The sequence below is a fragment of the Enterobacter cloacae complex sp. P2B genome, from assembly GCF_014895985.1.
Lineage (GTDB): Bacteria > Pseudomonadota > Gammaproteobacteria > Enterobacterales > Enterobacteriaceae > Enterobacter > Enterobacter bugandensis.
Genome location: NZ_JADBQQ010000013.1, coordinates 143,028 through 162,421, shown reverse-complemented (window position 1 = coordinate 162,421; position 19,394 = coordinate 143,028). Strand labels below are relative to the sequence as shown.

General features: G+C 58.8%; 20 protein-coding genes and 1 riboswitch. Of the genes, 9 read left to right on the top strand and 11 right to left on the bottom strand.

Translation table 11 applies throughout. The annotated features are described in order from the left end of the window. Positions 1-98 precede the first annotated feature (98 nt). A complete protein-coding gene (yvcK, locus tag IM313_RS13630; protein WP_136343011.1) occupies positions 99-1,007 on the bottom strand; it encodes a uridine diphosphate-N-acetylglucosamine-binding protein YvcK in 909 nt (302 codons plus the stop codon). A gap of 225 nt (positions 1,008-1,232) precedes the next feature. Further along, positions 1,233-1,366: riboswitch (molybdenum cofactor riboswitch) on the top strand. Here yvcK and moaA point away from each other — a divergent pair. From moaA to IM313_RS13600, 6 genes are all read left to right on the top strand, one after another. Then, the gene (moaA, locus tag IM313_RS13625; protein WP_059357980.1) at positions 1,354-2,343 is read left to right on the top strand and encodes a GTP 3',8-cyclase MoaA; all 990 of its coding nucleotides are present in this window, start codon (positions 1,354-1,356) and stop codon (positions 2,341-2,343) included. Its footprint overlaps the riboswitch before it by 13 nt. A gap of 24 nt (positions 2,344-2,367) precedes the next feature. Then, on the top strand, positions 2,368-2,880 hold the full coding sequence (gene moaB / locus IM313_RS13620; RefSeq protein WP_192972105.1) for a molybdenum cofactor biosynthesis protein B: 513 nt from the start codon (positions 2,368-2,370) through the stop codon (positions 2,878-2,880). A 3-nt stretch (positions 2,881-2,883) separates the two neighbouring features. After that, complete coding sequence (moaC, locus tag IM313_RS13615; RefSeq protein WP_192972104.1) at positions 2,884-3,369, top strand: cyclic pyranopterin monophosphate synthase MoaC; 486 nt, start codon at positions 2,884-2,886, stop codon at positions 3,367-3,369. Next, entirely contained in the window at positions 3,362-3,607 is a 246-nt protein-coding gene (gene moaD / locus IM313_RS13610; protein ID WP_192972103.1) for a molybdopterin synthase sulfur carrier subunit, read from the top strand. The genes moaC and moaD overlap by 8 nt, the downstream gene beginning before the upstream one ends. Position 3,608: 1 nt before the next feature. Beyond that, a complete protein-coding gene (moaE, locus tag IM313_RS13605) occupies positions 3,609-4,061 on the top strand; it encodes a molybdopterin synthase catalytic subunit MoaE (RefSeq protein ID WP_028012424.1) in 453 nt (150 codons plus the stop codon). 64 nt (positions 4,062-4,125) lie between these two features. Then, a complete protein-coding gene (locus tag IM313_RS13600) occupies positions 4,126-4,833 on the top strand; it encodes a Bax inhibitor-1/YccA family protein (RefSeq protein WP_010428846.1) in 708 nt (235 codons plus the stop codon). Between the two features lie 105 nt (positions 4,834-4,938). On the opposite strand, the gene IM313_RS13595 is transcribed toward IM313_RS13600, so the two are convergent. The 3 genes from IM313_RS13595 to IM313_RS13585 are packed head-to-tail and all read right to left on the bottom strand — an operon-like array spanning position 4,939 to position 7,897. Next, complete coding sequence (locus tag IM313_RS13595) at positions 4,939-5,901, bottom strand: YbhN family protein (RefSeq protein ID WP_192972102.1); 963 nt, start codon at positions 5,899-5,901, stop codon at positions 4,939-4,941. After that, positions 5,901-7,139 carry a cardiolipin synthase ClsB gene (gene clsB, locus IM313_RS13590; protein WP_192972101.1) on the bottom strand — a complete coding sequence of 413 codons (1,239 nt, stop codon included), beginning with the start codon at positions 7,137-7,139 and terminating at the stop codon, positions 5,901-5,903. The genes IM313_RS13595 and clsB overlap by 1 nt, the downstream gene beginning before the upstream one ends. After that, positions 7,136-7,897 (bottom strand): endonuclease/exonuclease/phosphatase family protein, encoded by a 762-nt coding sequence (locus IM313_RS13585; protein WP_041910727.1) that lies wholly within the window; start codon positions 7,895-7,897, stop codon positions 7,136-7,138. The genes clsB and IM313_RS13585 overlap by 4 nt, the downstream gene beginning before the upstream one ends. 133 nt (positions 7,898-8,030) lie before the next feature. On the opposite strand from IM313_RS13585, the gene IM313_RS13580 reads away from it, so the two are divergent. Beyond that, positions 8,031-8,441 (top strand): YbhQ family protein, encoded by a 411-nt coding sequence (locus tag IM313_RS13580; protein ID WP_028012428.1) that lies wholly within the window; start codon positions 8,031-8,033, stop codon positions 8,439-8,441. Here the strand turns inward: IM313_RS13580 and IM313_RS13575 are convergent. From IM313_RS13575 to cecR, 5 genes are read right to left on the bottom strand one after another with little or no spacing between them, the layout of a single operon-like run. Beyond that, a complete protein-coding gene (locus IM313_RS13575; protein WP_041910726.1) occupies positions 8,403-9,509 on the bottom strand; it encodes an ABC transporter permease in 1,107 nt (368 codons plus the stop codon). The two genes, IM313_RS13580 and IM313_RS13575, sit on opposite strands and share 39 nt — an antisense overlap. A 9-nt stretch (positions 9,510-9,518) precedes the next feature. Continuing rightward, positions 9,519-10,652 carry an ABC transporter permease gene (locus tag IM313_RS13570; protein ID WP_028012430.1) on the bottom strand — a complete coding sequence of 378 codons (1,134 nt, stop codon included), beginning with the start codon at positions 10,650-10,652 and terminating at the stop codon, positions 9,519-9,521. Further along, a complete protein-coding gene (locus IM313_RS13565) occupies positions 10,642-12,381 on the bottom strand; it encodes an ATP-binding cassette domain-containing protein (protein ID WP_192972100.1) in 1,740 nt (579 codons plus the stop codon). The genes IM313_RS13570 and IM313_RS13565 overlap by 11 nt, the downstream gene beginning before the upstream one ends. Continuing rightward, positions 12,374-13,369, bottom strand: a complete 996-nt coding sequence (gene hlyD / locus IM313_RS13560) for a secretion protein HlyD (RefSeq protein ID WP_049136972.1) — start codon at positions 13,367-13,369, stop codon at positions 12,374-12,376. The genes IM313_RS13565 and hlyD overlap by 8 nt, the downstream gene beginning before the upstream one ends. Then, entirely contained in the window at positions 13,369-14,043 is a 675-nt protein-coding gene (cecR, locus tag IM313_RS13555; protein ID WP_045630915.1) for a transcriptional regulator CecR, read from the bottom strand. Before cecR ends, hlyD begins: the two co-directional genes overlap by 1 nt. 205 nt (positions 14,044-14,248) lie before the next feature. Between cecR and rhlE the strand changes: the two genes are divergently transcribed. Further along, a complete protein-coding gene (gene rhlE, locus IM313_RS13550) occupies positions 14,249-15,631 on the top strand; it encodes an ATP-dependent RNA helicase RhlE (RefSeq protein WP_192972099.1) in 1,383 nt (460 codons plus the stop codon). 97 nt (positions 15,632-15,728) lie between these two features. Next, positions 15,729-17,906 (top strand): ATP-dependent DNA helicase DinG, encoded by a 2,178-nt coding sequence (dinG, locus tag IM313_RS13545; RefSeq protein WP_192972098.1) that lies wholly within the window; start codon positions 15,729-15,731, stop codon positions 17,904-17,906. Here the strand turns inward: dinG and IM313_RS13540 are convergent. Next, positions 17,893-18,396 carry a fimbrial protein gene (locus IM313_RS13540; protein WP_048999205.1) on the bottom strand — a complete coding sequence of 168 codons (504 nt, stop codon included), beginning with the start codon at positions 18,394-18,396 and terminating at the stop codon, positions 17,893-17,895. The genes dinG and IM313_RS13540 overlap by 14 nt on opposite strands. A gap of 5 nt (positions 18,397-18,401) precedes the next feature. After that, positions 18,402-19,391 carry a fimbrial protein gene (locus IM313_RS13535; RefSeq protein WP_192972097.1) on the bottom strand — a complete coding sequence of 330 codons (990 nt, stop codon included), beginning with the start codon at positions 19,389-19,391 and terminating at the stop codon, positions 18,402-18,404. Positions 19,392-19,394: the final 3 nt, after the last annotated feature.

The window sequence follows — 19,394 nt, the reverse complement described above, 5'->3', positions numbered from 1 at the left end:
TAAGTGTCTACCATGTCCCCAAACAAGTGTTCACTATGTCCCCGGACCGTACAGTGGGAGAGGGCTGGGGTGAGGGCATCAGGCCGCACAAAGCGAACCTAACCCAACGCCTGAATCGCTTTCTCCAGCGCCTCGCGCAGCAGGTGGCGGTCGTGACGATATTTAATATCACTGGCTTCCAGCGGCTCCTGCACCACCACGCGATCGCCAATACCTGACACATCCACTTTCGGCCCAACCACGACACCGTCGATAATTTTCTTACCGACGTACTGCTCCATCAGGTCCAGCTTGTCCGCCAGCGACAGGCTCGCCGCTGCCGGGCTCAGCTCACGGCCCAGGTTACCGATATAGACCATCGGGGCAGGGGTGCGACGCAGCGCCTGCGCCAGCTCTTTTACCAGCAGAATGGGCATCAGGCTGGTATAAAAACTGCCTGGACCGATCAGGATAAGATCCGCTTCACCAATGGCCTCTACCGCTTCCCGCGTGGCGGGTACGCTCGGATAGGTCATCAACTCCGTTGGCGGCAGGAGGAGCTGGTCAATATTCACCTCGCCGTAAACTTCATGCCCTTCGGCATCGATTGCCATCAAGTCAACCGGTTGTTCAGACATGGGGATCAGGAATGCGTCCACCTTGAGCAGATTACGGATTAAGTTGATGGCTTCCAGAGGCCGTACGCTCAGGTGATCCAGCGCCTTTAACATCAGATTTCCGAGGTTATGCCCGGAAAGTTCGCCATTGCCGCCAAAACGGTACTCAAACATCGCCGACGCGACGCTCGGCTCGGTAATTAACTGGTTCAGGCAGTTGCGCATATCTCCCCAGGCAATGCCGCCTTCAGCCCGCCTGATCCGCCCGGTTGAGCCGCCGTTGTCGGTGGTTGTCACTATCCCTGTCAGCCGTGAGCCCAGTGACGACAAAGAAGACATGACGCGGCCCAGGCCGTGGCCTCCGCCAAGAGCGACCACTCGGTCAAGATCCGCAAAAGTGCGATTGCGCATACGTATTCCTTATCACGTTCGATCGCGTAACAGTAACCTAACTACCCCCAAAAGACGATGCCTCACCCAATGCAAAATGACGTATATCAATGCGAAAATGCGGTTTTTAGGTATTCTGTAGCGAAAATGCAGGACTGAATCGCTATATACATAATTATATAGCGAAAAGCGACAATGGCGGAGTGTCGATTTCCACGCTACTATCGCCATAACCACGTTTTCAAAACTGAAAACATACACTCTAGCCTTGGCGCCTGTGTCGAATGATATGGCGCCCTGGCCGTGGCGGATTTGCCACCAGGGTACAGAAAGAAATGACTGTGCCTCCCGATCTGGAAAGGTGTACATGGCTTCACAACTTACTGATGCTTTCGCGCGTAAGTTTTACTACTTGCGTCTGTCGATTACCGATGTGTGCAACTTCCGTTGCACCTACTGCCTGCCCGATGGCTACAAGCCGGGCAGCGTCACCAATAATGGCTTTCTCTCCGTGGATGAAGTGCGCCGCGTCACGCGTGCGTTCTCTGAGCTCGGTACCGAAAAAGTCCGTCTGACCGGTGGCGAACCCTCCCTGCGCCGCGATTTCCCCGACATCATTGCCGCCGTACGCGAAAACGAACGCATCCGCCAGATCGCGGTGACCACCAACGGTTACCGCATGGCGCGTGACGTGGCCAACTGGCGCGACGCTGGCCTAACCGCGATCAACGTCAGCGTGGACAGCCTCGACGCACGCCAGTTTCACGCCATTACCGGTCAGGACAAGTTCCGCCAAGTCATGGACGGCATCGATGCGGCGTTTACCGCCGGGTTCGAAAAGGTCAAAGTCAACACGGTGCTGATGCGCGACGTAAACCACCATCAGCTGGACACCTTCCTGGCGTGGATTAAATCCCGTCCCATTCAACTGCGTTTTATCGAGCTGATGGAAACGGGCGAGGGCAGCGAGCTATTCCGCCGCCATCACATCTCCGGCATGGTGTTGCGCGACGAGTTGCTGAAACGCGGCTGGATCCACCAGATCCGCCAGCGCAGCGACGGCCCGGCACAGGTCTTCTGTCACCCGGATTACGAAGGCGAGATTGGGCTTATCATGCCCTATGAAAAAGACTTCTGCGCCAGCTGTAACCGCCTGCGCGTATCGTCGGTCGGCAAACTCCATCTCTGCCTGTTTGGCGACGGTGGCGTGGATCTTCGCGATCTGCTGGAAGACGATGCGCAGCAGGGCGCACTTCAAGCACGCATTTCCGAGGCGCTGACGCACAAAAAACAGACCCACTTCCTGCATCAGGGCAATACCGGCATTACTCAGAACCTGTCCTACATCGGCGGGTAATCAGTCTTTAGAAGGAACCAGAAGATGAGTCAGGTCAGCGCAGAATTTATCCCGACACGCATTGCTATTCTTACCGTTTCCGACCGCCGTGGCGAAGAGGACGATACCTCCGGCCACTGGCTGCGTGAGGCGGCCCATGACGCGGGGCATACCATCGTCGATAAAGCGATTGTGAAAGAGAACCGCTACGCCATTCGCGCGCAGGTCTCTCAGTGGATCGCCAGTGCTGAGGTGCAGGTGGTGCTGATCACCGGCGGCACCGGCTTAACCGCGGGCGATCAGGCCCCCGAGGCGCTAATCCCGCTGTTTGACCGCGAGGTGGAAGGCTTCGGCGAAGTGTTCCGCATGCTCTCCTTTGAAGAGATTGGCACCTCCACGCTGCAGTCGCGCGCGGTGGCCGGCATGGCAAACAACACGCTGATTTTCGCCATGCCGGGCTCGACCAAAGCCTGCCGCACCGCATGGGAAAATATTATTGCCCCGCAGCTGGATGCCCGTACCCGTCCGTGTAATTTTCATCCCCATTTGAAGAAGTAAACTATGTCACAACTGACCCACATTAACGCCGCTGGCGAAGCGCATATGGTGGATGTCTCCGCCAAGGCCGAAACGGTGCGCGAGGCGCGTGCTGAGGCATTCGTCACCATGCTGCCTGAGACGCTGGCGATGATTATCGACGGCAGCAACCATAAGGGCGACGTCTTTGCCACCGCCCGCATCGCCGGTATTCAGGCTGCAAAACGGACCTGGGACCTCATCCCGCTCTGCCATCCGCTGATGCTGAGCAAGGTGGAAGTGAACCTGCAGGCGCAGCCGGAGCACAACCGCGTGCGTATTGAGTCCCTCTGCCGCTTAACCGGCAAAACCGGCGTGGAGATGGAAGCCCTGACGGCAGCCTCCGTCGCCGCGCTGACCATCTACGACATGTGCAAAGCGGTGCAGAAAGATATGGTGATTGGCCCGGTTCGTCTGCTGGCAAAAAGCGGCGGCAAATCCGGCGATTTTAAGGTGGACAGCCATGATTAAGGTGCTCTTTTTCGCCCAGGTGCGTGAGCTGGTTAATACCGACAGCCTGACGCTGGACGCCTCTTTTGAAAACGTCGCCTCCCTGCGCGCGCACCTGGCGGCACAAAGCGACCGCTGGGCGCTGGCGCTCGACGAAGGCAAGCTGCTGGCGGCCGTTAACCAGACGCTGGTGGAGTTCACCCACCCGCTGACTGAAGGGGATGAAGTGGCCTTCTTCCCGCCGGTCACAGGGGGCTAAGATGGCTGAAACCCGAATTCTGGTCGGTCCCGAGCGCTTTAACGTCGGTACAGAATATGACTGGCTGGCGGAGCGCGATGAAGACGGCGCGGTCGTTACGTTCACCGGTAAAGTGCGTAACCACAATCTCGGCGACAGCGTAAAAGCGCTGACGCTGGAGCACTATCCGGGCATGACGGAGAAATCGCTGGCGGCAATTGTGGATGAAGCGCGAGGCCGTTGGCCGCTCGGGCGGGTCACGGTGATCCACCGCATCGGCGAGATGTGGCCCGGCGAAGAGATTGTCTTTGTCGGCGTGACCAGCGCGCACCGCGGTAGCGCCTTTGCGGCAGGGGAGTTCATTATGGATTACCTCAAAACCAAAGCGCCGTTCTGGAAGCGCGAAGCCACGCCGGAAGGCGACCGCTGGGTGGAATCTCGCGACAGCGATAAACAGGCCGCCAGCCGTTGGTAGTCGGTTTACGTGGATGTGTTACTCTTAACGTGTGTGTCTTCTTAACCTTAATCAGGAGTGAATCATGGACCGATTTCCGCGTTCCGATTCAATAGTACAGCAGACCCGTAGCGGGCTGCAGACGTATATGGCGCAGGTGTACGGCTGGATGACGGTCGGCCTGCTGCTTACCGCGTTTATCGCGTGGTATGCGGCGAACACGCCTGAGCTGATGATGTTTATCTTCTCCAGCAAAATCACCTTCTTTGGGCTGATTATCGCACAGCTGGCGCTGGTGTTTGTGCTTTCCGGCCTGGTGCAGAAACTCAGTGCCGGAATGGCGACCACGCTGTTTATGCTCTATTCGGCGCTGACCGGTTTGACGCTCTCCAGCATTTTCATCGTCTACACCTACTCCTCCATCGCCAGCACCTTCGTGGTGACCGGCGGGATGTTCGGCGTGATGAGCCTGTACGGTTACACCACTAAACGTGACCTGAGCGGCTTAGGTAATATGCTGTTTATGGGGCTGATCGGGATTGTGCTGGCATCGCTGGTGAACCTGTGGCTGAAGAGCGACGCGCTGATGTGGGCCGTGACCTATATCGGGGTGGTGGTCTTCGTTGGCTTGACGGCCTACGACACTCAGAAGCTGAAAAACATCGGCGAGCAGATCGACGTGCGCGACAGTTCCAACCTGCGCAAATACTCGATTCTGGGTGCGCTGACGCTCTATCTGGACTTTATCAACCTGTTCCTGATGCTGCTGCGGATTTTCGGCAACCGTCGCTGAGGTTGCTTTACCGGGTGGCGGTGCGGTCTGGTGCCCTCACCCTGACCCTCTCCCACGGGAGAGGGAACAAACACTAAAAACGGCAACAAAGTTGCCGTTTTGCTTTTATTTCGCCATTGCCTTCTCATTTTTCGCCCGTAACTTTTTCGCCCGGCTCTCCAGCACCAGATAACAGACCGTTGCCAGCGCCAGCGGCAGGAAGTAATAGAGCATGCGGTAGGCGAGCAGGGCGGCAATAATCGTCCCCTGTGAAACATGTTCTCCGGCCAGCAGCGCGATAAACACCGCCTCCAGCACCCCAATCCCTGCCGGGATATGCACGATAACGCCGGCGATACTGCTCACCAGCAGCACGCCCAGCACGAAGAAGTAGTTCACGTCCTCGCCAATCAACAGCCAGATGATCGCCCCCATCGCCATCCAGTTGGCGCTGGATACCGCCATCTGCAGCACCGCGAACTTCCACGACGGCAGTACCAGTTTCTGCCCTTTAATGGTCATATGGCGGCGTTTGGCAAAGGCGCAGGCCCACAGATACACGGCGATGATCAGCAGCAGCACGATGCCGAGAATGCGCAGCGTGGCCTCGTCGATATACCAGTGCGCGGGCAGCTGCACCACGCCGATGGTGAAAATCACTCCACCCAGCAGGATATACCCCAGCCAGTTGGTGGTAATACTCAGCGAGAAAATGCGGGTGATGGTGCCACCCGGTAATCCGAGACGCGAGTACAGGCGATAGCGCATGCCGATGCCGCCCACCCAGGTGCTCAGCGTCAGGTTGAAGGCGTAGCAGATAAACGACACCAGCATCACCTGACGTTTAGCCAGCTTGTGGCCGCAGTAGGCGCGACCGAGCAGGTCGTAGCAGCCGTACATCAGGTAGCTGACGATAACCAGCCCTACGGCACCCAGCAGCACCAGCTGGTTATAGTTGCGGATAACCTTCCACACCTCTTCCCAGTCCACTTTCTGCGCGTAGACCACCAGCAGTACCGCGACCGCGATAAAGAATACCCAGGTGAGGATTTTTTTCGCCAGCCGCCAGCGAGGATGAGATTTTGACATCAGGGTTTGCCTCCATCTTCCGCTTCAACGCGGTCCTGGGTTTCCATTTCAGGTTGTACCGGCGGATCAACCTGCGCCAGCTTCGGCGTATGCGCCGGCAGCCAACCGACCATCGCCGGGAAGTGGCGCAGGAAGTGGAACACCACCACGCCGATGCCAACGTTCCACCAGCTCCGTTTCGGTACCATGGACTCATCCACCCGTACGCAGTCCTTATGGATAAGTCCCTGAAGGTTATCCCGCAGGGTCTGGTTAAACTGACGGTCGTGGATGATCAGGTTCGCTTCCAGGTTAAGCGACAGGCTCAGCGGATCGAGGTTACTGGAGCCGACGGTTGCCCAGTGGTCATCCATGACGGCCACTTTGCCGTGCAGTGGGCGGCGGCGGTATTCATATATCTGCACGCCGCTTTTCACCAGGTAGCGGTAGAGCAGGCGCGCGCCCACCTTCACAATCGGCATATCCGGCTCGCCCTGCACAATCAGTTTAACGCTCACGCCGCGTCGGGCCGCGTTGCGCATGGCGTGCAGAATACGGTAGCCGGGGAAGAAATAGGCGTTGGCGATAATCACTTCGCGCTTCGCATTGGCCAGCATCTTCAGGTAATGACGTTCAATATCGTCCCGATGCTCCTCGTTGTCCCGCCAGACAAACAGCGCCTGCGCTTCGCCGGGCTTGCGGTTCTCTTCCGGGCGATGACGGCGTCGCCACCAGCGGCGAGCGGCCTCTTTACCGGGCAAGTTTTCCAGCACGAACAGCTGGATGTCCTGAACCACCGGTCCCTCAATGCGGATCGCGTAGTCCTGCTTGGCCTCCGGGCCGTAATCCGACATATGCTCGGCGGAGTAGTTAATGCCGCCCACGAACGCCACCGTTTCGTCCACTACGACGATTTTGCGGTGCATGCGGCGGAACAGGTTGGTGCGCATGCCGAACAGACGCGGACCGGGATCGTAGTAGCGGAACACCACGCCGGCGGCGGTGAGCTCGTTAACAAATTCATCGCTAAGATCCGGCGAGCCATATCCATCGAGCAGGGCCTCGATTTGTATCCCGCGCCGGGCGGCATGCAGCAGTACGCTGTGCAGCTGCCTGCCAACGTCGTCTTCAAACCAGATAAACGTTTCAAGGTAGACTTTCTGCTGTGCGTGGCTAATCGCCTCAAAGACCGCCGGATAAAAGTTATCGCCGTTTTCCAGCAGCGTAATACGGTTACCTTCCTGCCATGTGCATTTCATAAGTGGATCTCCGCGCTCAGCGGGGCATGGTCGGAAAGATGTCGCCAGTTCAGTAACGCCAGCGCCGTCGGGCTGCTGGCATGCGCATTTTTCACGTAGATGCGGTCCAGGCGCAGCAGGGGGAAGCGCACCGGAAACGTCCGTGCGGGACGACCATGTGCCCGGGTGAAAATTTCCTCCAGTCCCGCTTTGACCTTCAGCGGATGGTTGGCGCGCTGCCGCCAGTCGTTAAAATCCCCTGCGACCACCACGGGTTCGCCTTCCGGCAGCGCATTGGTCCAGTCCGCCAGCATCTGCAGCTGCGCCTGGCGGTGGGCTTCACGCAGTCCGAGGTGAACGCAGCCCACGTGAACCGGAACGTCAAGTTCCGGCGGCGTGATGCGGCAGTAAAGCAGCCCGCGCTTTTCGCTCTCCCCGACGGAAACGTCCCGGTTCTCATAATGTTCTATAGGAAAACGCGACAGCACCGCATTACCGTGATGGCCTTCCGGATAGACCGCGTTGCGGCCGTAAGCGTAATCGCTCCACATGGTGTCGGCCAGGAATTCATAGTGCGGCGTATCGGGCCAGTTTTCAAAATGCATGGGGTGTACCTCGTGCGCGCCCATCACCTCCTGCAGGCAGACAATGTCCGCGCTGACGGTGCGTACCGCGTCGCGCAGCTCCGGTAAAATGAAGCGGCGGTTAAATGCTGTGAAGCCCTTATGAATGTTTATCGTCAGCACCTTAAGCGAGAAATGCTGCGTTTTTTTGCTCATAAACACCTTCCTGGGTGACTATCCCGATGAAAATAAAGTGTAGTCGGCGTCACAAAAAGATGCGGCGTTACGGAATTTTCCGTAAAGTGCGGTAGTCTGATTAAGCAGAGAAAAATCCTTCAGGAGAGAAGCCATGAAGTGGCAACAACGTGTTCGTGTCGCAACGGGTTTGAGTTGCTGGCAGATAATGTTGCATTTACTGGTCGTGGCCGTACTGGTGATGGGCTTGATGAGCGGCACGCTGGTGCGTGTTGGCTTAGGGCTATGCGTCCTCTATGGCGTCACCGTGCTGTCGATGCTGTTCTTACAGCGCCACCATGACGCGCGCTGGCGCGAGGTGGGTGATGTGCTCGAAGAGCTCACCACCACCTGGTACTTTGGTGCCGCGATGATCGTGCTGTGGCTGCTTTCACGCGTGCTGCAAAACAACCTGCTGCTGGCCCTCGCGGGTCTGGCAATCCTTGCAGGGCCAGCGGTAGTGTCGCTGCTCACTAAAGAGAAAAAGCTACGCAATGTTGCGTCTAAACATCGCATAGGCCACTGACCCCGTCGTGGCCGCTATGACCAGTAGCGGCCACAAACTTCCCCACACAATGTCCAGACTCGCATCCTTCAGATAGATCTGCTTGGTGATATCCGTAAAGTGTCGAATCGGGTTTATCCACGTTAAATCCTGCAGCCACACCGGCATGTTCTCGACGGGCGACACGTACCCGGAGAGCAGAATCGCTGGCATCATAAAGACGAATACCCCGATAAACGCCTGCTGCTGCGTGGAGCAGAGCGCTGAAATCAGCAGCCCAAACCCCACCAGCGACAGCCCGTAAATCACCATCGTGAAGTAAAACAGCGCCAGCGATCCGGCGAACGGGATCTCGTAGGCCCAAATTCCCACCCCCAGCACGATGGTGGCCTGGAAGGTGGCGACGATCAGCGCCGGCACCGCTTTGCCGACGAAAATCTGCCAGGTGGCGAGCGGGGAAACCAGCAGCTGATCCAGCGTGCCCTGTTCGCGCTCGCGGGCCACGGACAGAGAGGTCACGATCATCACCCCGATGGTGGTGATCATGGCGATCAGCGACGGCACCACAAACCACTTGTAGTCCAGATTCGGGTTGTACCAGTTGCGCACCACCAGCTCGCTGTTATTAGGCTTCGGTTTGCCCTCCATCAGCTCCTGCTGATACTCCTTCACTATCTGCTGCAGGTAGTTGGCCGCTATCTGGGCGCTGTTGGAGTTGCGACCGTCGAGGATCAGCTGCATCGGCGCGGTCTGGAAGGTATCCAGATTGCGAGAGAAATCCGCCGGGAAACGCACCAGCAGCAGCGCTTTTTGCGTGTCGATAGTGGGCTGGATCTCCTGCGGGCTTTTCAGCAGCAGGATGTGGGTAAAGGCCTTCGCCCGGGCAAAACGCTGCGTCAGCTCGACGGCGTGTTTGCCGTTGTCTTCATTATAAATGGCAATGGTGGCGTTAGTTACCTCAAGGGTGGCGGCAAACGGGAACAATAAAACCTGAAGCAGCACCGGCAGCACCAGAATGGCGCGGGTTTGCGGCTCGCGCAGCAGGGACTGCAGCTCTTTGCGGATCAATGTCCATAAGCGGTGAAACATGTGCGCTCCTTAATCCAGTCGCCGTTTGGTTTTCAGCCACGTCAACCCGATAAACATCACCGCCGACGCCAGCAAAAACAGGGTATTGATAATCAGCACCACCGGAATATTCCCAGCCAGGAACAGGCTCTGCAGCGTGCTCACGAAGTAGCGCGCCGGAATGATGTAGGTCACAGCGCGGATCACCGCCGGCATGCTGTCTATCTGGAAGATAAAACCGGAGAGCATAATCGATGGCAGGAAGGCGGCGTTGAGCGCTACCTGGGCGGCGTTAAACTGGTTGCGGGTGATGGTGGAGATGAGCAGCCCCATCCCCAGCGTGCTCAGTAAAAACAGGCTGGTGATAAAGAACAGTACCACCAGCGAGCCGCGGTAAGGCACGCCAAGAATAAAGACCGCGACCAGCATGCAGAGCAGCATCGCCAGCATGCCGAGGAAGTAGTAGGGGATGAGCTTGCACAGCAGCAGCTCAACCCGCGTCACCTCGGTGGAGAGCAGCGCCTCCATAGTGCCGCGCTCCCACTCGCGGGCGATGACCAGCGAGGTGAGGATCGCGCCAATCACCGTCATAATGATGGTCACCGCCCCCGGAATAATAAAGTGCTGGCTGATGGCGGCGGGGTTAAACCAGTAGCGCGTCTGCACATCGATGAGCGGTTCAAACGTCTCGCCCCGATCTTCGGCGCGCTGCATCTGCCAGAGCTGCCAGATCCCCTCCGCATAGCCCTGCACGAAGTTGGCAGTGTTCGGCTCGCTGCCGTCGGTAATCACCTGAATCGGCGCATCGGCACCCGGGCGCGCCATGTTGGCGGCGAAATCCACCGGGATGACGATCAGGCCGCGAATTTTCCCGGCCTGCATTTTCTGGATCAGTTCCTGCCGGTTGTCGCTGACGGTGGCGTCAATGTAGGGTGAGCCGGTCATGGCATGGGTGAAGTCCAGCGCCTCTTCGCTCTGCTGCTCCAGCAAAATACCGACCCGCAGCTTGCTGGAGTCGAGGTTAATGCCGTAGCCAAAGATAAACAGCAGCAGCAGGGGGATCACCACCGCAATCAGCCAGCTGCTGGGATCGCGCACGATCTGCCGCGTCTCTTTGATGCACAGGGCGCGCACCCGGCGCCAGGAAAGGGCGTTACTGCGCATGAGCATTCTCCTTGTCCCAGTCGTGGATGAGGGTGATAAACGCCTGCTCCATGGTCGGATCTGGCTGTGCGTCGTCGGCGGCCTGCGCTTTCAGGTCGTCCGGCGTGCCGTGGGCAATCAGCTTGCCGCGGTAGACCAGCCCGATGCGGTCGCAATACTCTGCCTCGTCCATAAAGTGGGTGGTGACCATCACGGTCACGCCTTTTTCCACCATGCTATTGATATGCAGCCAGAATTCACGGCGGGTGAGGGGGTCCACGCCTGACGTGGGTTCATCAAGAAACAGGATATCCGGCTCGTGCATCAGCGAGCAGGCCAGCGCCAGCCTCTGCTTAAAGCCGAGCGGCAGCTCGTCGGTGGCGTGGGACGCAATATTCGTTAACCCGAAGGCGTCGCTCATGCGGCGGATTTTTTCATTCTGCGCCCGCCCGCGCAGGCCGTACACCCCAGAGAAAAAGCGCAGATTCTGCTCGACCGTCAGGTTGCCGTACAGCGAGAACTTCTGCGCCATATAGCCGAGATGCTGGCGCGCTTTGCCGGAACTGACCTTGAGATCCATGTCCAGCACCAGCGCCTTGCCGGACGTCGGGACCAGCAGGCCGCACATCATCTTAAAGGTGGTCGATTTTCCCGCGCCGTTCGGCCCGAGCAGGCCAAATATCTCGCCGCGCTTCACCGCAAAGTTGACGTTGTCGGTGGCGGCGAAGTCCCCGAATTTTTTGGTGAGCGATTTTGCTTCGATCACCGTTTCGCCCGGCGTGCCTTCCACCGTGTGCAGGATCGCGCCAAGGGGCGATTCCGATGTGCCTGCACCGCCCAGAAGATCGATAAACGCATCTTCAAAGCGCGGGGCGGTCTCGTCCATTTCAATCTCAGGCATGCCCGGCGCACGGCGAATATCGTCGACGGTGGCCTCTTTTTTGAGGATCACGCGCACCGAGCGGCCCTGAATCATCCCGTCGCTCACCTGCGGCAGCTTCAGCACCCGCTGCAGCAGCCTGCGGTTGGACTCCTGCGGGCTGTGCAGCAGAAAACTGCGCCCGGCCATGGTGTGCGTCAGCTCGGTCGGTTCGCCCTGATAGAGCAGTTCGCCTTCGTTCATCAGCAGTACGTCACGGCACTGCTCCGCTTCGTCGAGGTAGGAGGTGCTCCAGAGGATCAGCATCCCGTCGCCCGCCAGCTCGTGCACCATCTGCCACAGCTCGCGGCGGGAAATCGGGTCCACGCCGACGCCGGGCTCATCGAGCAACAGCACTTTTGGTTCGCCCACCAGCGTACAGGCCAGCCCCAGTTTCTGCTTCATCCCGCCGGAAAGCTTGCCCGCCAGCCGGTCGGTGAACGGGCCGAGGGAGGTAAATTCGAGCAGTCGGGCGAAGGTTTTCTGCCGGGTTTCACCGGTGACGCTGCGCAGGTCGGCGTACAGATTGAGGTTCTCCATCACCGTCAGATCTTCGTACAGGCCAAACTTCTGCGGCATATAGCCGAGCATGGCGTGGAGCGCGCCGTCGTCTTTTATCGGGTCAAGGCCAAGCACGCTGGCCGAGCCTTCATCCGGCTTCAGCAGCCCCGCCAGCATCCGCATCAGCGTGGTTTTGCCCGCGCCGTCCGGGCCCACCAGTCCGGTCACGTAGCCTTTTTGAATGGTGCAGTTCAGCGGCGCGACCGCCGGTTTATCCATTCCGGGGAAGCGTTTGACCAGATTTTTGAGCTGGATAACCGCATCATTCATGTCGTTCCCCGTCGTTTAAGGTCACGGTAACAGGCATGCCCTGACGCAGCGCGTCGTCCGCGTCGGTCACGATGATGCGAAGGCGATACACCAGGTCGGTACGCAGGTCCGGCGTTTCTACCGTTTTCGGCGTGAATTCGGCGGTAGGGGAGACAAAGCCCACTTTACCGTGATACGGCTTATCCGGGCGACCGTCGGTATAAAGCAGCAGCTCGCGGCCCGGCTGCATCTGGCCGAGATTCGGCTCATCAATGTAGGCCCGCACCCATACCGGACGGGTTAAGGACAGCGTCAAGACGGTACTGCCCGCGCTGAGCATGCTGCCCGGCTCTACCGCGCGGGTCATCAGCGTGCCGTCAGACGGGGCGGTTAAGATAGTGTCGTGCAGATCCAGCTCCGCCTGGGCAAGCTGCGCCTGCGCCTGCTCGAGGCTGGCCTTCGCCTGGGCGATGTCCTGCTCGCGGTTACCGGAGCGGTACTGGCTTAATTTATCCTGCGCGGATTTCAGCGTCGCCTGCGCCTGGTCGCGGGATGACCGCGCGTTTTCCAGATCGTTGGCGGAAATGGTGCGGCTTTTCCACAGCCCCTGCTGGCGGTTATAGAAGTTCTGCGCGTAGTCGTAGGCGGCTTTGGCCTGCTTAACGGCGGCAGCGGCCTGGGCAATCTCCTCATCGCGATAGCCCGCCAGCATCAGGTCATACTGCGCCTGGGCGACGGAGACGCCGGCTTTTGCCTGCATCAGCGCGTTCTCAAAGGGGGCTTTATCCAGCACGCCCAGCGTCTGCCCGGCTTTGATGGCATCGCCTTCGTCAACGCTCAGCGAGGCGAGACGTCCGCCGACGCGGAAGCTCATATTCACCGTGCGAATATCCACGTTACCGTACAGCGTCAGGCCCCGATCCTGCTGGCTCTGATACCACAGCCAGCCACCGATTCCCGCGGCAAGCAAAACAACAACCACCAGAACGATGGCGACAGGTTTTTTCATCACTTCAGGCTCCTTTGCGTTAAGCCTTGCAGGATCAGATCGAGATGACAGGTGATGACCTGGCTAATCTGCGCGGCTTTATCCTCATCGAATTGTGCCCAGCCTGTGCGTAACAGGATGGTTTCACGCCCCAGACGGAAGGCGAGAATTTCGCCCAGCAGAGCGTGGGTATGCAAAATGGTGTCGGTATCGCTGGCGTCCCGCCCGGTGTAGGCGGCAATCAGCCGGGTCAGATGGGTGTGCATTGGGGCAATCACCTGATCGTGTACCAGCTGATAAGCGGCAGTGGGGGAGAGCTGCTCGCGGGAGATAAATTTGCTCAGGTTGAGCGTATCGTCGTGCGTCAGCAGGCGGATCATATTGTGGCAGGCATTGAGAATAAGTTGCCTGATAGCGGTACGATCCGGCGTCGGCTGGCTCAGCAGCGCGCAGGCCTCCTCAACGTGTGGGCGAAAATTGTTGCCGATAAAATCGGCAATCCACTGGGCGCAGGCGAGGTATAAATCCTCTTTTGAGCCAAAATAGTAGGTAATGGCCGCAATGTTTTGCCCGGCCTGGGCGGCGATATCCCGCGTGGTGGCATGCAGGCCATACTCGCCAAACTGCGCCAGCGCGGCGGCGATAAGCTGGCTTTTGGCCTGTTCACCTTTGGTTGTCGTCGGTGTCGTATTCATGTCGGCATTAAAAATTAATCAATCGATTGATTAAAATTATACCTGAATCGCTAAATCGTCGAGGGATACGACAGGGATATTTTATGCGCCACGTCACAAAAGCTGCTACACTCCGCACCTTCGCGACATTGTGGTTTTTGTCCTTCTATTCGTGATATCTCCCTGAAAACTACACCTGTGATGGTCGGGGCGGTTCGGAGTTTTTATGTCTTTTGATTCCCTTGGCCTGAACCCGGAAATTCTGCGCGCGATCGCAGAGCAGGGCTACGTTGAGCCAACCCCTATCCAGCAGCAGGCTATTCCGGCCGTGCTTCAGGGCCATGACCTGATGGCCAGCGCCCAGACCGGCACCGGTAAAACCGCGGGCTTTACCCTGCCGCTGTTAGAGCTGCTGGTAAAAAACCAGCCGCACGCCAAAGGCCGTCGTCCGGTGCGCGCGCTGATCCTCACCCCAACCCGCGAGCTGGCAGCCCAGATTGGCGAGAACGTGCGTGAGTACAGCCGCTATCTCAACATTCGCTCGCTGGTGGTTTTCGGTGGCGTGAGCATTAACCCGCAGATGATGAAGCTGCGCGGCGGCGTGGACGTGCTGGTGGCAACGCCGGGCCGTCTGCTGGATCTGGAACACCAGAACGCGGTGAAGCTCGACAGCATTGAAATTCTGGTGCTGGACGAAGCCGACCGCATGCTCGATATGGGCTTCATTCATGATATTCGTCGCGTGCTGGCGAAGCTGCCGCCGCGTCGCCAGAACCTGCTCTTCTCCGCGACCTTCTCCGATGAGATCAAGGCGCTGGCCGAAAAGCTGCTGCATAACCCGCTGGAAGTGGAAGTGGCGCGCCGCAACACCGCTTCCGAGCAGGTGACGCAGCACGTTCACTTTGTGGATAAAAAGCGCAAGCGGGAGCTGCTCTCCCAGATGATCGGTCAGGGCAACTGGCAGCAGGTGCTGGTCTTTACCCGCACCAAGCACGGTGCCAACCACCTGGCGGAACAGCTGAATAAAGACGGCATCCGCAGCGCGGCGATCCACGGTAACAAGAGCCAGGGCGCGCGTACCCGTGCGCTGGCGGACTTCAAGTCCGGCGACATCCGCGTGCTGGTGGCGACCGACATCGCTGCCCGTGGCCTCGATATTGAAGAGCTGCCGCACGTGGTGAACTACGAGCTGCCAAACGTGCCGGAAGATTACGTTCACCGTATCGGTCGTACCGGCCGTGCGGCAGCAACAGGTGAGGCGCTCTCTCTGGTCTGCGTGGACGAGCACAAGCTGCTGCGCGACATCGAACGCCTGCTGAAGAAAGAGATCCCGCGCATCGAAACCCCGGGCTATGAAGTGGATCCGTCCATCAAAGCCGAGCCGATTCAGAACGGTCGTCAGGGCGGCGGTCGCGGTCAGGGTGGCGGTGGTCGCGGCCAGCAGCCGCGTCGTGCTGAAGGCGGCGCGCCGAAGTCATCCGGCAAACCGCCGCGTCGTAATAACGACGGCAAGCCGGCCGGTGAAAGCCCGTGGCGCAGCGGCGAAGGGAAACCGGCAGGCGAGGGGCAGCGCCGACGCCGCCCGCGCAAGCCTGCTAACCCGCAGTAATCTGGAAGCCCGGTCGTAAAGCCGGGCTTTTCTTTTTGCGACGGCGAAGAGAAAGTGCCACAATAGTGGCTGTTTATACAGTATTTCAGGTTTTCCAATGGCTTTAACCGCGGCGCTGAAAGCGCAAATAGGCGCCTGGTATAAGGCGCTTCAGCAGCAGATCCCCGATTTTATCCCCCGAGCGCCGCAGCGGCAGATGATTGCCGACGTGGCAAAAACGCTCGCCGGGGACGACGGGCGACATCTGGCGATTGAAGCCCCGACCGGCGTCGGGAAAACCCTGTCGTATCTCATTCCCGGCATCGCTATTGCGCGGGAAGAGGACAAAACGCTGGTGGTCAGCACTGCGAACGTGGCCTTGCAGGATCAGATCTTCAGCAAAGATTTGCCCCTGCTGCGCAAAATCATCCCCGATCTCCGCTTCACCGCCGCCTTTGGGCGCGGGCGCTACGTCTGTCCGCGTAACCTGGCGGCGCTGGCCAGCAGCGAGCCCTCGCAGCAGGATCTGCTCGCCTTTCTGGATGACGAGCTGACGCCAAACAACAAAGCCGAGCAGGAGCAGTGCGCAAAGCTGAAAGCCGAGCTCGACGGCTATAAGTGGGACGGCCTGCGGGATCACAACAGCCTGGCGATTAGCGACGACCTGTGGCGCAGGCTCAGTACCGATAAAGCAAGCTGCCTGAACCGCAACTGTCACTACTACCGGGAATGCCCGTTCTTCGTCGCCCGGCGCGAGATCCAGGAAGCGGAGGTGGTTGTCGCCAACCACGCGCTGGTGATGGCGGCGCTGGAGAGCGAAGCGGTGCTGCCGGAGCCGAAAAACCTGTTGCTGGTGCTCGACGAAGGCCACCACCTGCCTGACGTGGCGCGGGACGCGCTGGAGATGAGCGCGGAAATCACCGCTCCGTGGTTCCGACTTCAGCTGGATCTGTTCTGCAAACTGGTGGCGACCTGCATGGAGCAGTTTCGCCCGAAAACCACGCCGCCGCTGGCGGTACCCGAGCGGCTGAGCGACCACTGCGAAGAGGTTTACAGCCTTATCTCGTCTCTGAATAACATCCTCAATCTTTATCTTCCGGCAGCCCAGGAGGCAGAACACCGCTTCGCGATGGGCGAGTTGCCGGAAGAGGTGATGGAGATCTGCCAGCAGCTGGCGAAGCATCTCGAAAAGCTGCGCGGGCTGGCGGAGATGTTCCTGAACGACCTCAGCGAGAAAACTGGCTCGCACGACGTGGTGCGGCTGCACCGCATCCTGCTGCAAATGAACCGCGCGCTGGGGATGTTTGAGGCGCAGAGCAAGCTCTGGCGGCTGGCCTCGATGGCGCAGGCGTCGGGCGCGCCGGTCACCAAATGGGCCACCCGGGAAATGCGGGACGGGCAGGTGCATCTCTTTTTCCACTGCGTGGGCATCCGCGTGGCCGATCAGCTGGAAAAGCTGATCTGGCGCAGCGTGCCGCACGTGGTGGTGACCTCCGCGACCCTGCGCTCTCTGAACAGCTTTTCACGGTTGCAGGAGATGAGCGGCCTGAAGGAGAAAGCGGGCGATCGTTTTGTGGCGCTGGACTCGCCGTTCAACCACTGCGAGCAGGGCAAGCTGGTCATTCCACGCATGAAATACGAGCCGCTTATCGACAACGAAGAGCAGCACATTGCGGAGATGGCGGCCTACTTCCGCGAGCAGGTCGAAAGCAAAAAATACCCCGGCATGCTGGTGCTGTTTGCCAGCGGGCGGGCGATGCAGCGCTTCCTGGAGCACGTCACCGACCTGCGTTTACTCCTGCTGGTGCAGGGCGACCAGCCCCGTTACCGGCTGGTGGAAACGCACCGCAAGCGCATTGATAACGGCGAGCGCAGCGTGCTGGTGGGGCTACAGTCCTTTGCCGAAGGGCTGGATTTGAAGGGGGATTACCTGACGCAGGTGCATATCCATAAGATCGCCTTCCCGCCCATCGACAGCCCGGTGGTGATCACCGAGGGCGAGTGGCTGAAAAGCCTCAACCGCTATCCGTTTGAGGTGCAGAGTTTACCCGCAGCGTCGTTTAACCTGATTCAGCAGGTCGGGCGTCTGATTCGTAGCCACGGCTGCTGGGGAGAGGTGGTGATCTATGATAAACGTCTGCTCACCAAAAATTACGGCCAGAGGCTGCTGAACGCGCTGCCGATCTTCCCGATTGAGCAGCCGGAGGTGCCGGAGGTAAAAAAACGCCCGGCAAAACTGGCCGCCGGGCGCAGGAAAAGCATCCGTGCTAAGGGGCGCGGTCCTACTGGTAAGTAAAGGTCACCTGCACCACGCTGCTGAACGTGCCTGCGGAGACGGGCATAGACGTGGCGTAATAGCGGGCGGAGAGCGGAAACGTGGCCGTGTGGTCAGCCGGGTTAATCGGCACGTTAAATGCCGCCTGCGGGGCGATCAGGATCTTGTCCTGACGGTCGGCCAGCTCCAGCGCCAGCCCCTTCGCGCTGCCGGTGTTGGCGAATTTTGTCGGGTGTACGCTGTCTGCCTGACCGTAGAAATAGGCCGTGGCAAGCGCCAGCGTGGCGGGACAGTGCGACACCGAGAGCGAAAAATCTTTCCACTCCCCGGTATCCCCTACATCTTTAAAATTACCTGATACTGCCTGGCCTAAATCCACCGTCAGGTTGCGGCTGGCGCTGTCAGTGACGCAGGTGTTGGCGTAAATATTCCCCGTCATCTGGATCTGAATATCATCGGCGTGGGCCTGGGCTATCAGGCCCAGCGCCAGCATCAGAGCTGTCTTTTTCATGAGCGTCACTTATAAGCGAGGGTAACGGTGGCGACGGTGTTGGCCGGGCCTGGCGTCACGACGTTGCTGGTTTGTTCGTAGCGAACCTCAAACGGGATCGCCAGCGTCTGGTTGGCGATTGCCTGTCTTTGGGTGTTCACGTAGGTATCAAAGGTGGCGAGATGGTCGTCAAACAGCATTCTGACCCCGACGCCGGTAGCCATGCCGGGCTGCTGGGTGAGTTTGATCACCCCTTCGAACCCGGTTTCGTAGCCGTTCGAACTGGTGACCTTCACCTCAGGCTGCACGTTGCTGTTGCAGTTCACCGTCACGTCAAAGTTTTGCGCCGGGCTGGATAGCATCCCCACGCTGACAAAATCGCTGACCGGAAAGTCGCCCAGATTGATGGTCAGGTTTTTTGGGGAGACGGAGCAGGTGACGTTCTGGAAGTTAACGTTTCCTGCGTAGGCGATAACATTGGGTGAACCAATGCCGTCGTTGCCATATACGCCAATACCGAACTCTGTTTGCGCCTGAAGCAGCGTGCCGGACTGTACCGCATCACTGGTTTTAACCAGTTCAAGCGTGACGTTAAAATCAAAGGACTGAGATCCATCGGTCGATACATAGCCGATGGGCGTACTGCGGGAATCGCAGGCGACCTTTCCCCCGCCTGAAATGCGCTGGCCCTGGTCGTTCCTTAAGGCAATGCCGACTCCAGGCACGCCTGTGTCATAAACGCCGGTCAACCCGGGTATCTCCGAACCACTTCCGTAATAGCAGGAGATGATTTCCATCCCGCTCTCGTAAGAATGGTTGCACTTACCCGCGACGTGTACAGTCTGCTCCGTACCGGGAATGGTAGCGCCTACTGCCAGCGTCGTCGGGACCGAAATGGTGGCAACGTTGATCATTTTCGGCATATCGGGCGTAGTGCAGTCAGCCTTCGCATGCGGCATAAATAATGCCGCGGTGCCCAGAATCAGTAAGAAAAAGCACTGTTTTATCATTTGCATAGT

Bases quoted from the DNA above. Each gene is read 5' to 3' on its own strand.
- yvcK (WP_136343011.1), bottom strand. From the start codon at position 1,007: ATGCGCAATCGCACTTTTGCGGATCTTGACCGAGTGGTCGCTCTTGGC.
- moaA (WP_059357980.1), top strand. From the start codon at position 1,354: ATGGCTTCACAACTTACTGATGCTTTCGCGCGTAAGTTTTACTACTTG.
- moaB (WP_192972105.1), top strand. From the start codon at position 2,368: ATGAGTCAGGTCAGCGCAGAATTTATCCCGACACGCATTGCTATTCTT.
- moaC (WP_192972104.1), top strand. From the start codon at position 2,884: ATGTCACAACTGACCCACATTAACGCCGCTGGCGAAGCGCATATGGTG.
- moaD (WP_192972103.1), top strand. From the start codon at position 3,362: ATGATTAAGGTGCTCTTTTTCGCCCAGGTGCGTGAGCTGGTTAATACC.
- moaE (WP_028012424.1), top strand. From the start codon at position 3,609: ATGGCTGAAACCCGAATTCTGGTCGGTCCCGAGCGCTTTAACGTCGGT.
- IM313_RS13600 (WP_010428846.1), top strand. From the start codon at position 4,126: ATGGACCGATTTCCGCGTTCCGATTCAATAGTACAGCAGACCCGTAGC.
- IM313_RS13595 (WP_192972102.1), bottom strand. From the start codon at position 5,901: ATGTCAAAATCTCATCCTCGCTGGCGGCTGGCGAAAAAAATCCTCACC.
- clsB (WP_192972101.1), bottom strand. From the start codon at position 7,139: ATGAAATGCACATGGCAGGAAGGTAACCGTATTACGCTGCTGGAAAAC.
- IM313_RS13585 (WP_041910727.1), bottom strand. From the start codon at position 7,897: ATGAGCAAAAAAACGCAGCATTTCTCGCTTAAGGTGCTGACGATAAAC.
- IM313_RS13580 (WP_028012428.1), top strand. From the start codon at position 8,031: ATGAAGTGGCAACAACGTGTTCGTGTCGCAACGGGTTTGAGTTGCTGG.
- IM313_RS13575 (WP_041910726.1), bottom strand. From the start codon at position 9,509: ATGTTTCACCGCTTATGGACATTGATCCGCAAAGAGCTGCAGTCCCTG.
- IM313_RS13570 (WP_028012430.1), bottom strand. From the start codon at position 10,652: ATGCGCAGTAACGCCCTTTCCTGGCGCCGGGTGCGCGCCCTGTGCATC.
- IM313_RS13565 (WP_192972100.1), bottom strand. From the start codon at position 12,381: ATGAATGATGCGGTTATCCAGCTCAAAAATCTGGTCAAACGCTTCCCC.
- hlyD (WP_049136972.1), bottom strand. From the start codon at position 13,369: ATGAAAAAACCTGTCGCCATCGTTCTGGTGGTTGTTGTTTTGCTTGCC.
- cecR (WP_045630915.1), bottom strand. From the start codon at position 14,043: ATGAATACGACACCGACGACAACCAAAGGTGAACAGGCCAAAAGCCAG.
- rhlE (WP_192972099.1), top strand. From the start codon at position 14,249: ATGTCTTTTGATTCCCTTGGCCTGAACCCGGAAATTCTGCGCGCGATC.
- dinG (WP_192972098.1), top strand. From the start codon at position 15,729: ATGGCTTTAACCGCGGCGCTGAAAGCGCAAATAGGCGCCTGGTATAAG.
- IM313_RS13540 (WP_048999205.1), bottom strand. From the start codon at position 18,396: ATGAAAAAGACAGCTCTGATGCTGGCGCTGGGCCTGATAGCCCAGGCC.
- IM313_RS13535 (WP_192972097.1), bottom strand. From the start codon at position 19,391: ATGCAAATGATAAAACAGTGCTTTTTCTTACTGATTCTGGGCACCGCG.